Consider the following 13,962-nt stretch of genomic DNA (forward strand, 5'->3'; position numbering starts at 1 on the left):
GGGGCAAAAAATCGCCGTTCTTCGTCATGATGGGTGCGGCTAGCAACCGGCACTCACCTGGATTGAGGAAGAACGGCGATGAAGGCAGCTCGGACGCTGCAAGGCTTGCAGCAACCGCAGTCGTTGATCGGCTATGTCCGACAGTTTCTCACCCCGACGGTCTGGAAGCAAGCCCGAGGGGTTGTTCCTCAAAGGCGGTCGGCGCCGCGGTGGGATCTCCAGCCACTGGTCGTGGTCATGCTCGCCATGACCTGGGCCACCGGCGACTCCGAGTCCGAGAGGTTTGAGAAGGCCCGGGGATACTACGTCGCCTGCCATGAGTCGCGAAGACGCCCGGGAAAGACCCTCGTCGGCTTCCAGAAAGCGATGCGACGCGTCCCCATGCGACAACTCAGGGCGTTGGCCGCGGGGGTTCGGCAACAGATCCACGCCCGACTGGGGTCGCGGCGGATTGTCGACGGCTTCGAGCCGATGGGCTGCGACGGCTCGCGGATCGAGTGCCCCCGCACCCCCGAGTTGGAACGGGGACTCGGGCAGGCCGGCAAGAACGACGCGGCCCCCAACGTCTGGCTGACGGCGTTCGTCCACTTGCCCACGGGACTGCTTTGGTCGTGGCGACTCGGCCCGGGCACCGCGGCCGAGCAAGAGCATTTGAGGCACTTGCTCGCCACCCTCTCGCCCGAGGCCCTGATCGTCTGCGACGCCGCTTATATGGGCTTCGATCTGGTCCGGGCGATCCTCGGTGTCAAGCGATCGTTCCTGTTCCGGATGTCGTCGCGGGTCGACCTCTACACCCTCGAAGTGGCGAACCTGGAGGATTGGACCGAAGGCCCTGTCTTGTACTGGCCGAACTATGTCCAGAAGAAAGGGGAAGCGCCGATCCAATGCCGCTTGATCCGGATCCCGGCCAAGGGCAAGGGTAAGGGGTCGGTCAAACGCGACGTCTGGCTCCTGACCGACGTCCTCGACCCAGCCCGGATGTCGGCGGCGACGGCCGCCAAATTCTACCGCTGGAGATGGCGTAATGAAGGACTATTTCGCACATACAAGCGTATAATCAATAAATTGAAACTCGCTAGCCGCACGGTGGCCTTGGTGCATCGCGAGGCCGAGTTGTCACTGCTGGCCACGCAGATCCTCCTGGCGCATGCCGACCTGGCGCTTCGGCCGGCGTCGGCGTCGGCGACCGATGGCCCAGTGATCAGCCCCCGCAAAGTTCTGATCGAGATCCGCAAGGAGATCGACGCGGCCGTGAAACCCAAGGCCAAGTGTTACCACAAGCGACTCGCGGGCTGCCGCGCCGGGTGCCGGAAGCAGAAGAGCCCGAAAGCCACACGCAAGTGGCCTCGTCGCAAACCGCATAAGCCGCCGAAACCGCCTGTGCTCCACACCCTGACTCAGGAACAGAAAGCCTTGCTAAACAAGCACATGAGTGCAGTAGGATGAGGCATCAGTAATCGACGTTGGGTGGCACGCGGTTCCGCACTCTGTCACGCGACACGAAGTTTGCTCGCGAAATCGCGACACGAGTTTGATTCGCAGTGATCAGATATTCACTATGGCCGGCCAGTGACGTCCAACGCCATGACCCGCTCGGGAGTGACCTCCCTGGCGGGTTTATGGCGAAGTTCGCGGCCCGAGGCGTCGGAGAACACCCATTCGTTGGTTTCCGGATCGAACGTCACGTAGAGGTCCTGCCCCTGGAACCTCTCCCCGACGTAGTAGGCCCGGTTGTAAATCGAGACGTACCCATTCTTGTTCACGCGTCGGACGCCCACGTAACCCGAGAGGTGGGTGGTGACGCGGTTCCAAACCCAAAGGTCGGGCTCCGACGGTTCCGAATAGGGCCGGCCCGAGTGCACGAGGCCCGGGTAATAGGCAAGGCGGCTCAGGCGCTCGCGGTAAGGGTAGACCTCGCGGTGCAGCCGATCCATCGCTTCCAGACGGGCTTGCAACTCCGTCGGCGATTGGCACGTTCCCGGCTCGCACCAGCGGTTGCCGGTCCCCTGCGATCGTTCCACGACGCCGTTCTCCTGGGGACGGCTCGGCGTGTTCCAGATCATGTCGACCCCCAGGCCGATCAGCCAGAACCCAAGTTCGGTCGGGAAATCCCCCTTTGAGCCCCAGGGCGAGCCGTTGTCGACCCGCATGTTCCCGGGCAAGCCCCACCGCGAAAAGGCACACCGCAATTGCCCCCGGACGCCTTCGGGTGGGACTTGATTCCATCTCCCTTGGGGGGAAAACCGCGGTCCGGAACACCGCGCCACTGCATTCATCAACGAGTCGAAGCCAACTCACTAAATCGCCTGTTGCGATTTTTATCAATTCCTTGGCGTCCATCTGCCAGGTCTGGTGCGGCACGGTCGCCCTGGCGGGGTTGTCCTTCGCCGGACGGCCCGCGGAGGCGGGGGCGAGGTCGGCCCGGAGGAGCCATCGTTGGAGGGTTCGCGCCGAGGGGACCGGTTCGTTCCACGTCTCATTCAGGAGGTGAATCCGGATCAACTCGGCCCCCCAAGCGGGGTGGTCGCGGCGGTATTGCAAGGCGGCGTTTCGCAGGTCCGAGGCCGACACCTCGGTGTCCGGTGTTCGGCGGTAATCCGGTTCGAGGCCCTCGACACCTCGTTCCCGGAATCGACGGATCAGACGCCGCACCGTCGGGCGTGACAGCGACAGTGCCTCGGCGATTTGACCGGGGGTCTGACCTTGCTCCCAGAGTCGGGTCACAATGCGCCGAACCGGAACAGGGATGGGGCGTGGCATGGTGCAACCTCGAGTTAGGATCGCCATGAGTACGGCCCCATCATACTGTACCGATGTGGACTCCGGATCAAACTCGTGTCGCGATTTCGCGAGCAAACTTCGTGTCGCGTGACATACTCGGAACCCATGCGGGAATGCCTTGGCCTGGGGGGCACGGGTTCCGATTATGTCACGCGACAGTAAGTTAGGCCGCGCAATCGCGACACGAAGTTTGTCCGCAACCTGTTCGTTTGACACCTACTTGTTCGTCACCGCTAATCCCATGATCCGCTCGCGACTAATCTCGGACGCCACTTGCCGGCTCAACTGTCGCCCCTCGGTGTCCGCGATTACCCACTCACAAGCCAAGGGGTCAAAATTCACATAAACATGCTTATTTTTGTCGAGAATTCCGATGTAAAGATTTCTATTGTATACGGAAATGTATCCAGTTGCTCCTGCCCATCGTCGACCTGTGGAGTTGGCCAGGTGCCTATTGACCGATTCCAGACTCCAGTTGTCCCGCTCCCACGCCGGTGTAAATTCGCGACCGGAGCTCGCCAACTCGGGGTACGCTTCCAATCGGCTCCGGCCCTTCACGCTGGGATACTCGCCACGCTGAATGTCGTCCATAATCTTCAGGCGTTCCCGCAACTCTTCCGGGGTCGCGCAGGCCTGCGGTTCCGCCCACCGCTTGGCCGTCCCTTGGGACCGCTCAACCACCCCATTGTCCTGGGGGGTTGCCGGAGGGTTGTAGTCGATACCGACCTCTATCCCGGCCAGCCACAGTCCGAGGTCCGTCGGCAGGTCGCCCCGCGCCGAACCCCACGGCGTCCCATTGTCGACCCGGATCCGATCGGGTCGGCTCCAGCGGGCGAAGGCCAGGCGGAGTTGATCCTGGGTCGACGCGGGCGAGACCTGGTTCCAGCGGGCCGGGGGGGAAAACCTCGGTCCAAAGGACTGCGCCACTGCACTCGTCAACGATTCTTAACCAGCAAACTCGCTGCCCGGTCTGGAGCGGAACGAGTTCGGCGGCGTCCATCTGCCAGACCTCATGAGGCCTGGCAGCCCGTAGAGTATCGCTCGAGGGCCGCCGTCCCGGCGGGGCGGGCGCGAGGTCGGCTCGGAGGAGCCACCGTTGAAGAGTCCGAGTGGCGGGGAGCGGTCCGTCGAGACCGTTGCGACGTAACATCACGCGGATCAACCCCGCCCCCCAGGTTGGGTGCTCGCGGCGAAGCTCCAGCACGGCTTGTACAAGGGTCTCGATGGGCTTAGGTGTCGCGACTCCACAACGGTCGTAGGACGTGGCCAGCGGATCGGCGTTCTCGGAACGGAAACGTTGAAACAACCGCCGAACGGTGCGTAAGGAGAGGCCCAAATCCTTGGCGATGGTCCGAACATCCTGTCCATCCTGGAAGCGATTCCAGATGGTTTGACGAATGGGAAGGGGGACGTGGCGTGGCATGAGCCGTTCTCCACGGACGACGGGCGAAAGAACGAGTCTCTACTGTAAAGCCATACCGATTCGCGGACAAACTTCGTGTCGCGATTGCGCGGCCTAACTTACTGTCGCGATTGCGCGGACAAACTTCGTGTCGCGATTGCGCGGCCTAACTTACTGTCGCGTGACAAGTACGGAACCGCGTGGCACCCAAACATCCCTGATTTCCCGGTTCGGACTGAACTTCCGAGACAGACTCTCAGGACGCCCCGGCGGCGAGGTTCGCCGCCTTGGCATCGATCACGTCGGGCTCGCCGATCTTCGCGATGAGTTGATCGGTGCTGGTCGGGTCGACGGCCCGGCAGCTCTCGGTCAGCTTCGCGGCCAGTTCGTGCAGCTCGGCCCGCCAGGCGTTGGTGGAGGGGTCGGCGTTGACATCGAGGGCGCAGGCCCGTTCGAACTCACCGCAGAGCATGATCATCCGCTGGACGTGGCGGAAGATGATCCCCTCCTGCTTGGTCAGGTCGAGGCTCGTTACGAACTTGTTGAAGTTGCCGCCGAACTCGATCAGCTCGCCGATGCACCAGAGCGGGTCCGTGCGGACGTCGGTGACGTCGGGGTAGCACACGTCGAAATAGGACCTGAGCTTCTCCGCCACGGTCGGCGGCCTCTTCCTCCAATCGTCTTCGTCGTCGTCCTCGTCTTCTTCCTCGACCAGCGCGGCCATGAGCCCGCGCTGGATCAGCTCGGCATTGAGCTTCGAGGTGGCGAGGGCGCCCGACTCCAGCAGCTTGAGCGGGACCCGGAGACGTTTCCGGACCGGGCCGGGCACCTCCAGGGCGCTCTCCAGCGCTTGCACTCGCTCGTCGGCATCGGCCCCGGCCAGGATGTCGGTCAGGTAGGCGCCGTAGAGGGGATGGATGCTCCGGAACGCCAGCAGTTTCCCCAGCGCGGGCGTCGGCCAAGCCAGGGTCGGTGTGTAAGGTATCGGCGGCTGGCCGGCCTCCGGCGGAGGCGGCGGCTCGGGGCTCAGGGTCACGAACCCGCCGTCGTGCAGCGCCAGCAGCATTCGGTCAAGTGCCTTCTCGCCCGCGGCGATCCGCGGGTCGTCCATCAGCCGCTTGCGGACCGTGACGCGGATGATCTCGACTTCCGGCGAGACCTCGAGCAAGTAGGCCAGCAGCCGCCAGGGGAGCGCCCCCTTGCTGTAGAGCTTGCCGGGCGTGGCAGCCTGGAGCTGGTTGAAGTGCCCCTCGACCCAGTATTGCTCGGTCTCGCGGCGCTTCGGCCTCTTCTTCTTGAGGGCCTTCTTCGCCTTCAACAGGCCCAGGTCGCGGGTGTCCTCGGGGATGGCGTCGTACTTCGCCTTCCACCGCAGGATGTCGACGTCGTCGGAGTGGGCCAGGGCGTAGACGAAGCCCCGGTCGTCGAACTGAGGCCGGCCGGCCCGGCCGAAGATCTGGTGGGCGATGCTGGAGTCGATCAGCTTCTTGGCGCCGAAGGGGCCTTTCACCAGCGACGAGAGCACCACCGAGCGCGCGGGGAGGTTGATGCCGGCCGCCAGGGTCTCGGTGCAGACGACGACGGGGAGGAGCTTGCGCTCGAAGAGATCCTCGACGGCCAGGCGATACCTCGGCAGGAGCCCCGCGTGGTGGACGCCGACCCCTCGGTGGAGCAATCGCTTGAGTTTGGGGCCGGCTCCCTGGCCGAAGTCGAGCGCGTTGACCCGGTCGTGGAGTTCCTTCTTCTGCTCGTCGGACAGGTTGAGGTCCTTGCCCATGACGTTCTCGGCGACACTCCAGCATTCCTCACGGTCGAAGCAGAAGACCAGGGCGGGCGTCCGAGGGCCTTCCTCGTCGCCGCCCGCCATCACGACGAGCTGTTCGTTGAGGAATTGGTTGGGCACCCATTCGTAGGTCAGCGGCACCCGGCGTTCGTTGCCCTCGACCAGCGCGATCTTGCGGTCATGCTGCCGCGCCAGCCAACCCACGAATTCGGCCGAGTTGCCGACCGTCGCCGAGAGCAGGAGCAGGCGGACGTGGCTGGGCAGCATGCCGAGCGACAGTTCCCAGACGATCCCGCGCTCCAATTGGGCGAAGTTGTGGAACTCGTCCATGACGCAGGCCGTCACGTCGGAGAAGTCGGCCCGGTTGAGCAGCCGGTTCAGGAGGATCTCGGCCACGACGACAAGCACTGGGGCCTCGGGGTTGACCTTGCGGCTGCCGGTGATCATCCCCACGTCCTCGCGGCGGAAGCCCCACTCAACCGCACGGTCCTGCATCTCCTGGAATTTCTGCTCGGTCAGCGCGACCAGGGGCGTCGTGTAGTAGGCGACCTTCCCTGTATGGAGCGCCTCGAAGAGGGCCGCCTCGGCGATCAGGGTCTTGCCCGTGCCCGTCGGCGCGCAGACGAGGACTCCCTGCTCTGACTCGAACCAGGCCGCCAGCGCGAGGTCTTGGACGGGATAGGGCTCGTAGGGCAACTGGTCCACATACCGCACGTACAACTCGTCGCGCGTCGGAATCTCCAACGACATCAGGCGCATTCCCCCGAGCAGGTGGACAAGGACTCTATCGAGATTCTCTCACACAGGGCAGGCTGAAGCCTGCCGTCTCGATCGGGTCGGCTGGCTTCAGCCTGCCCTACGAATTGAGCACGAGATTCGGACCGGACGCTCAGCTCCGGGTCGACCGCCCATACAAGACCCCCTCCAGTATGACCGACGATGCGATCTCCCGAAACCCGGTCGCTCCCTTGATGAGATTCGCGGAGGTCGAGAGAAAGCATGTTCGCGGCGTCTTGGCCGTTCGGAACACGAGACACGCGGGCGGTCGACCGTCTTGGTAGAGTTATGGACGCGGCAGGCGTCGTGAGTGGCCTCGGCGAAGCGGTGAGCGTCATCGGCGCGGTCGAACAGAAGGATCAAGTCGTTTGAAGGCAAAGGATTGCTTCTTAAGCTGGTGCCATTCGTCGATGAACCGAGAGCATCGGTGAGCTCGCCACGATCGGGTGGGTTCATTGAGGGGGAGAATCATCATGGCAGCGAGTCAAGAACTTCGGGTTGGGGACCGTGCCCCTGACTTTACGCTCCCGTCGGCGACGGGGGAGATGGTGAGCCTCGCGAACTATCGGGGGAGGGCCGACGTCGTCTTGTTCTTTTATCCCAAGGACGAGACGGCGGTCTGCACCAAGGAAGCCTGCTCGTTCCGGGACAGCTATCAGGCGTTTCAAGAGGCGGGTGCCGAGGTGATCGGCATCAGTTCCGACTCCGCGGCGTCGCACCAGCGATTCGCCGAGCGCAATCACCTACCATTTCTACTACTTAGCGACGCTGACGGGCAAGTGCGGGCCCGCTACGGCGTCAAGAAAACGCTGGGACTCATCCCAGGGCGAACGACGTTTCTGATCGATCGCGAAGGGATCATCAGGAGTCTTTTCTCCTCGCAGTTCCAGGCGGCCCGGCATGTGTCCGAGACACTGGGCGTCCTGCAGCGCCTGCATGCCAAGCGCCCGGCACCGTGAGTAAAGTCAATGCATCGACTGGATTTGTGGTGCGACCGGCTCGTTCGTCGACGTCGCGGGAGGTGGCCAGGAGTCGATTGGCCGTCATTCCTCGCGGCCGAAAAAAATGAAGTTGTATGAAACCAGGCTCCCCAGGGTAATAGATTCAGAGGAGCGGCCCACGAGGCGAACAGCACCGAGCGGCCGGCGCCAGGGAGTCTAGCCCGATGAAGACGATGAGCCGAGACTTTCGGACCCTGTTTGGCGCTGGGGCGCTTGGAAGATGTACGGATGGCCAACTGCTCGACGACTTCCTTGCCCGCCGGGAGGAGGCGGCGTTTGAAGAGCTGGTCAACCGGCACGGGCCGATGGTCTGGGGCGTCTGCCGACGCATCCTCCATCGTCATCATGACGCCGAGGATGCGTTTCAGGCGACGTTCCTGGTGCTCGCCCGCAAGGGGGACTCGATAGTTCCTCGAGAGCGGCTCGGCAACTGGTTATACGGGGTCGCGGTGCAAACCGCTCTCAAGGCGCGGAGCCTGATCCTGAAACGAGGGGACCGCGAGAGGCAGGTCATGACGATGCCCGAACCGACGGCCCATCGACCCCGCCTCTCGGACGACCTGGGCCGTTGGCTCGATGAGGAACTGAGTCGCTTGCCCGAGAAGTACCGCGCCCCGATCGTGCTATGCGACCTCGAAGGGGAGAGCCATCAAGCGGCGGCCGGCCGGCTGGGCTGGCCGGTTGGAACGCTCTCGGGCCGACTTTCGAGGGCACGAGACCTCCTGACGCGACGGCTGAACCGCCACGGTCAGGGGCTTTCGGCGGGAACCCTGACGGTGGCGCTGGCTCGAGAAGCGACGGCGGCGCCGGTTCCCCTCGCGCTGGTCGATTCCACCGCCAGGGCCGCCGCGCAATTCGCGGGCGGACGCGTGGCGACGGAGTTGCTCTCGGGCCAGGTGATAGCCCTGACGGAAAGCGTGCTGACGGCCTTGGTCTTGTCTAAGATTAAGGTAATAATTGTATGTGGGCTGATGGCGGGTCTCCTCGGCCTCAGCCTGGGTGGGCAGGTTGTGACGGCCGAAGTTCTCGAGGAACAAGCGATTTCAAAACGGGCGGAATCTCCCCGAGGGGAACCGGCGAAAGGCGAGGTGAAAGGGGATGCCAGGCCCCAGTCGGACCTCAAACTTCTTGAGGGGACCTGGTTTGGGTCAGTCACGGAATTCGGCGGCGAGCGTGATCCCGCCAAGCCGGTCAGGATTCCACCCCAGGTGAAACTCATCTTCGAGGGGGACCAACTCCGCTTTCGAGGCCCGAGACTCGACAAGTTGATCAGCTTCGGATCGGTTGAGGATACGGAATTCACCTTGAAACTGGGGGTCGAAGCGAACCAGCCGACGATTGACCTGACGGTCTCGCCCATCGTGAACCACAACAAACCTCCGTTGACCTATCGCGGAATCTATTCACTAGAACGCGGTCATCTTCTCATTGGTTTGAACTTCCCTGGTCAAAAGCGGCCGAAGGACTTCAAGACAAAGGATCAGTTGCCTCAACTCATTCTTGATCTCGATTTGGCATTCGTCAGTGATTACAGACGTCAGTAATTACCATATGATTGATTTGTCGGTTGATAGCCCGGTGAATGTTAAGGAATGGCAGGAGAGTAAGGTCATTTGGAAGGAACTTGGTGACCGGAAGAATCACGCAATTTCGAGGAATCGTGAGCTGTTTGGGGATCGCTGAACATGGAACCAACGGCCTCGATTCGAGGTTACTGTAGCAAGGAGATCGGGTCGATGGATCGGGGTGGCCCGGAGCCGGGCGGAATACCCGGGAATTTGGCGACAGTTCGGCTCAGCCCAAGGCCAGCGCGGTCAGGCCGAGGACCATGGTCACGGCGGCGGCGATCCGCATGATCGACTGGCGCTCTGATAAGAGATGCGTGCCCATGAGGGTGGCGATCAGGATGCTGACTTCTCGGGCCGGGGCGATGTAGCTCACCGGGGTGAAGCTCATCGCGGCGAGCACGAGGATGTAGGCGGTCGGCACCAGCACGCCGATCGCAAGGACCGCTCGCCAGTGTTGATTCCAGCAGTGGCGGACCTCGGCGCGGCGGCGGATCGCCAGCGGGGCGAGGACGGCGGCGAGGCCGACACTCGTCCCCCATTGCTGAATCAGCGGCGGCACGCCATACCGGCCCACGGCCTGCTTGTCGCAAATGGTGTAGGCGGCGATCAGGAGGCCGGTCAACAAACCTATGGCGACCGCCTGCTTGGTGTCGGCCGATGAGGTGCGGCGGGACGGGCCCGCGAGGGTGAAGACGCCCAGGGCGATGAGGACCGCGCCGAGCAGGGCCAACGCGGTCGGGCGCTCGCCGAGGAGCACGATCGCAGCGAGCGTGCTCAGGACCGGTCCGGTGCCTCGCGCCAGGGGGTAGACCAAGGAGAGGTCGCCGACCTTGTATCCGCGCTGGAGGACAACGAAGTAAGCGACGTGGATCAGGACGCTGCCCAGAGTGTACGATAGGGCCGTCGGGCCAAGCGCCGGACGGTCGATGACGGCCAAGGCGATGGCGAACGGCGTGAGCAAGACCGCCGAGGTGGTGCCGTAGAGCCAGACGAGAACGGCGCCTCCGCCGGCCTGTTTGGCCAGCAGGTTCCAGAGGGCGTGCAGCACGGCCGCGGACAGGATCAAGGCCAGGGCCGTGAGCGTCATAACCGGTTTGTTTCCGTGGTGTTGCGTTGAGTTTTGGGTGCGTGGCTCGAACCGGCCCGCTTCCCCTCGATGTGGGACCGCCAGTGTCTCCTGAGTTCGCGTCGTCGTCAATTGGTGGGCGCCGGTTCGCCGCGCGGGGGGTGAACCTCGGGCGGGTTTCGTGTGTCCAGGCGGGGTCAAGCCGGGAGCCCACGATCTCCAAATCAAATCGGGAGCGAAGTTGTGAGTCAAACGAGCGATACCGAAGGCCATCGTCAGCGGATTGTCGATCAGTTCACGCGTCAGGCCGTCCCCTTTCAAGAGATGCCTGCACACTCGAATGAGGATGCCTTCCGCCTTGTACTTCAGGCTTGCAAGGTCTCTGCATCGGATCGGGTCCTCGACTTGGCTTGTGGCCCGGGCCTGACCGCTTGCAGCTTTGCCGAGCTGGCCGCTCAGGTGACTGGGGTCGACCTCACCCCGGCGATGATCGACCAGGCTCGAGCCCTGCAACGCTCCAAGGGGCTGGATAACCTGGCCTGGCACGTCGGCGACGTCGGTTCGTTGCCGTTTCCCGACGCCTCGTTTTCGCTTGTGTTCACGCGATATTCGTTTCATCACCTGCTCGATCCCAAGTCGGTCCTCGCCGAGATGGTGCGAGTCTGTGCGCCGGGGGGCCGGGTCGTGGTGGTGGATGTTTATACGGTCAGTCCCGACCAGGCTGAGGCCTACGATCAGGTCGAGAGGCTCCGTGACCCGTCCCACGTCCGAGCCTTGGGTCTGGACGAGCTCGAGGGCCTGTTTGACGACGCGGGCCTGGAAGGGACGACGATCACGTTCGACAAGCTCGGCGTGGACCTGGAGGAGCTCCTCGGCGCGTCGTTCCCGAATCAGGGCGATGCCGATGAGGTCCGCCGGATCTTTACCCAGGACCTGGGAGTTGACCGGCTGGGAGTTGGTGCGCACCCGGTGGAGGGCCGAATTCGCTTCGCCTTCCCGCTCGTGATCCTGTCCGCGCGGAAGCCGAGCTGACCCTGGCGGTTCCCTTCGTTTGAGAAAGCCGAGGATTCGGATGGGTAAGGTCTACGAACAGTTGGACGACAGCTTGATCCAGTTCATCCAGCGCCAGCATCTCTTCTTCGTCGGCACCGCGCCGACCTCGCTGGACGGGATGCTCAATCTCTCCCCCAAAGGGCTGGACACCTTCCGGATCCTCGGCCCGAAGTCGGTCGCCTATCTCGATCTCATCGGCAGCGGGATCGAGACCCTGGCCCACCTGCGCCAGAACGGCCGGCTCACCCTGATGTTCTGCGCCTTGGAGGGACGCCCCTTGATCCTGCGGCTGTACGGCCAGGGCAGGGCGGTCGAGCCGGGCGAACCGGGATGGGACGACCTGCTGACGCATTTCCCGCACCACCCTGCGACTCGCTCCGTGGTCGTCATGGACATCGAACGAATCGCGGATTCGTGCGGCTGGGGCGTCCCTCGCTATGAATACAAGGGGGAGCGCGATCAGTTGGCCAACTATGCCGAGACCAAGGGGAAAGAGGGTCTCGACCGCTACAAAGCCGAGAAGAATCGAGCCAGCATCGACGGGTTCGCTGGGCTCCGACGGCTTGAAGGATCGCCATCATCAATAGATTGAGGTTTTGAATCGGATAGCATGTCGATTGAGTCTTGGCTTGATCAGATTGTGCATTGTCGTACCGATGAGGCGGCCGTTTGCGTAATGCAAGGGCGATTGACGGTCGCCCCTCGCTGCCAAGGAGTCTACCGTCTTGTCCCAGATCAAGATCTACGGAATCAAGGAAGCCTTGAACCCAGTGAAGGCACGGCTCTCGGACGTGATTCACTCGTGTGTGGTGGATGCGCTTCACTTTCCCGCCGACAAGCGGGCTCATCGGTTCTTTCCGATGGAGGCGGAAGACTTTTACTCGCCCGCGGGCCGCACGAACCGGTACACGATCATTGAAATCAGCATGTTCGAGGGGCGATCGGTGGAGGCCAAGACTCACCTGATCCGCCTGCTGTTCGAGCGGATCGGGCAAGAGATCGGGATCAGCCCCAACGATGTGGAGGTGACGATCACGGAAACACCCCGCCACAACTGGGGTTTTCGCGGGCTCCCGGGGCATGAGATCGACTTGAACTACCAGGTCGAGGTGTAGGCGAACCCGAGGTGGGTTGCGCGGATTCGGCTGCTCGTTCACGAACGGGAGTTGTGCGGCTAGAATGAGCGATGTCGGAGCTTGGCGAGCTCGGAGGCGGGGCCCATGGGGCCTTGGCCCTCACTCGCGTTCCTTTGAGGAGGTTTGATGATCGCCGCACCGATCCCCGTGGACGATGCCGAACGCCTGGAGGTGCTCCGTTCCCTTGACCTCCTCGACACGGCTCCCGAAGAGCGATTCGACCGGATCACCCGGGTCTTGGGCCTCGTGATGGACGTCCCGATGGCGTACATCTCGCTGGTCGACTCTGACCGCCAGTGGTTCAAGTCGTCGTGTGGGCTGGCCTCGTCCGAGACGCCCCGCGAGGTTTCGTTTTGCGGGCATGCGATCCTCTCGGACGAGCCGTTGGTGGTTTCGGACGCCACCGAGGACGAGCGGTTCTGGGATAACCCGCTCGTGACGGGCGACCCCTTCGTCCGGTTTTACGCGGGGTATCCGATCGCCGGGCCGGGTGGCCAGAAGGTGGGCACCCTCTGCATCGCCGACCATCAGCCGAGAGAGCTTGAGCCCGACCAACTCTTGATCTTCAAGGAATTGGCACAACTCGTCGAGCGCGAGCTCGGGCTCACGGAGGTGGCCCACCTGCAGCAAGAGCTGATCGCCAGCCAGCACTACCTGATGCGCGAGTTGTCTCAGGCGGCCGAGTACGTGCAAACGCTCCTGCCCGAACCGCTCGACGGCAAGATCCGGATCCGTTGGACGTTCCAGCCTTCTTCGCAACTCGGAGGGGACTTCTTCGGCTACGATTGGATCGACCTCGACCACTTCGCCATTTACCTGCTCGACGTCTCCGGTCATGGGGTCGGGGCTGCCTTGCTGTCGATCTCGGTGGCCAACGCCTTGCGCGGTCGGTCGCTGCCCAATACCGACTTCCGTGACCCCGCGATGGTGCTGGCCCGGCTCAACGACGCCTTCCCGATGGAGCGGCATGGCGAAAAATACTTTACGATCTGGTACGGGGTGTACGACCGCAAGAACCAGACGTTGACCTATGCCAACGGCGGCCATCCCCCGCCGCTTCTGCTGTCGGGACCGTCGGCCGACCGGACTGCATCCGTCGCGTTGAGCGTGGGAAACTACGCCGTCGGGATCATTCCCGACGCCGAATTTCACGCCGGAGTTGTGGCGTTGGATCGGTTCAATAAACTCTTCGTTTTTAGCGACGGCGTTTATGAGATCAAGAAACCGGGCGGCTCGATGATGAGGCTCGAAGAACTGATGGATTACCTCGCCTCGAGTGCCGGCCCAAGCGGTCCCGACGAGGTTTTGCAGTTTGCCCAAGAATATGGGGAATCCGATCTGCTCGCCGACGACTTCTCCTTGATTGAGGTGGATATCTTGGCGTAAGCAATTTGT

Annotated in this window: 11 protein-coding genes and 2 pseudogenes; 7 read left to right on the top strand and 6 right to left on the bottom strand. The window is 63.0% G+C overall.

Annotation, left to right across the window (positions count from 1 at the left end):
• The first annotated feature begins 78 nt into the window (after positions 1–78).
• Positions 79–1,446 (top strand): transposase, encoded by a 1,368-nt coding sequence (locus tag BUS42_RS01790; RefSeq protein ID WP_074304734.1) that lies wholly within the window; start codon positions 79–81, stop codon positions 1,444–1,446.
• A gap of 110 nt (positions 1,447–1,556) precedes the next feature.
• On the opposite strand, the gene BUS42_RS44640 is transcribed toward BUS42_RS01790, so the two are convergent.
• The 5 genes and pseudogenes from BUS42_RS44640 to BUS42_RS01810 all read right to left on the bottom strand — a co-directional run bounded on the left by BUS42_RS44640 (position 1,557) and on the right by BUS42_RS01810 (position 6,716).
• Positions 1,557–2,150: a hypothetical protein gene (locus tag BUS42_RS44640; RefSeq protein WP_254053243.1), complete on the bottom strand. Its 594-nt coding sequence runs from the start codon at positions 2,148–2,150 to the stop codon at positions 1,557–1,559.
• 289 nt (positions 2,151–2,439) lie between these two features.
• A pseudogene (locus tag BUS42_RS46255) lies at positions 2,440–2,787 on the bottom strand (helix-turn-helix domain-containing protein); the annotation flags it as partial.
• Positions 2,788–2,997: 210 nt separating this feature from the next.
• Positions 2,998–3,708 carry a DDE-type integrase/transposase/recombinase gene (locus BUS42_RS43455; RefSeq protein WP_074304738.1) on the bottom strand — a complete coding sequence of 237 codons (711 nt, stop codon included), beginning with the start codon at positions 3,706–3,708 and terminating at the stop codon, positions 2,998–3,000.
• A 352-nt stretch (positions 3,709–4,060) separates the two neighbouring features.
• Positions 4,061–4,204 (bottom strand): annotated as a pseudogene (locus BUS42_RS46260) (helix-turn-helix domain-containing protein); the annotation flags it as partial.
• 235 nt (positions 4,205–4,439) lie between these two features.
• Positions 4,440–6,716 carry a DEAD/DEAH box helicase gene (locus BUS42_RS01810; protein ID WP_074304743.1) on the bottom strand — a complete coding sequence of 759 codons (2,277 nt, stop codon included), beginning with the start codon at positions 6,714–6,716 and terminating at the stop codon, positions 4,440–4,442.
• Positions 6,717–7,216: 500 nt separating this feature from the next.
• On the opposite strand from BUS42_RS01810, the gene BUS42_RS01815 reads away from it, so the two are divergent.
• Complete coding sequence (locus tag BUS42_RS01815) at positions 7,217–7,702, top strand: peroxiredoxin (protein WP_074304745.1); 486 nt, start codon at positions 7,217–7,219, stop codon at positions 7,700–7,702.
• A gap of 206 nt (positions 7,703–7,908) precedes the next feature.
• A complete protein-coding gene (locus BUS42_RS01820; protein WP_254053244.1) occupies positions 7,909–9,288 on the top strand; it encodes a sigma-70 family RNA polymerase sigma factor in 1,380 nt (459 codons plus the stop codon).
• 250 nt (positions 9,289–9,538) lie between these two features.
• Here the strand turns inward: BUS42_RS01820 and BUS42_RS01825 are convergent, their stop codons facing one another.
• A complete protein-coding gene (locus BUS42_RS01825; RefSeq protein WP_074304747.1) occupies positions 9,539–10,399 on the bottom strand; it encodes a DMT family transporter in 861 nt (286 codons plus the stop codon).
• A gap of 222 nt (positions 10,400–10,621) precedes the next feature.
• Here BUS42_RS01825 and BUS42_RS01830 point away from each other — a divergent pair, with 222 nt between their 5' ends.
• From BUS42_RS01830 to BUS42_RS01845, 4 genes are all read left to right on the top strand, one after another.
• Positions 10,622–11,410, top strand: coding sequence for a class I SAM-dependent methyltransferase (locus BUS42_RS01830; RefSeq protein WP_074304749.1), 789 nt, complete (start codon positions 10,622–10,624; stop codon positions 11,408–11,410).
• A 40-nt stretch (positions 11,411–11,450) separates the two neighbouring features.
• On the top strand, positions 11,451–12,023 hold the full coding sequence (locus tag BUS42_RS01835; protein WP_074304751.1) for a pyridoxamine 5'-phosphate oxidase family protein: 573 nt from the start codon (positions 11,451–11,453) through the stop codon (positions 12,021–12,023).
• Between the two features lie 133 nt (positions 12,024–12,156).
• On the top strand, positions 12,157–12,546 hold the full coding sequence (locus BUS42_RS01840; protein ID WP_074304753.1) for a tautomerase family protein: 390 nt from the start codon (positions 12,157–12,159) through the stop codon (positions 12,544–12,546).
• A gap of 147 nt (positions 12,547–12,693) precedes the next feature.
• A complete protein-coding gene (locus BUS42_RS01845; protein ID WP_074304755.1) occupies positions 12,694–13,953 on the top strand; it encodes a PP2C family protein-serine/threonine phosphatase in 1,260 nt (419 codons plus the stop codon).
• The last annotated feature ends 9 nt before the right edge of the window (positions 13,954–13,962 follow it).

Origin of the sequence: Singulisphaera sp. GP187 (genome assembly GCF_900129635.1) — a bacterium.
In the GTDB taxonomy this organism is placed as follows: Bacteria; Planctomycetota; Planctomycetia; order Isosphaerales; family Isosphaeraceae; genus Singulisphaera.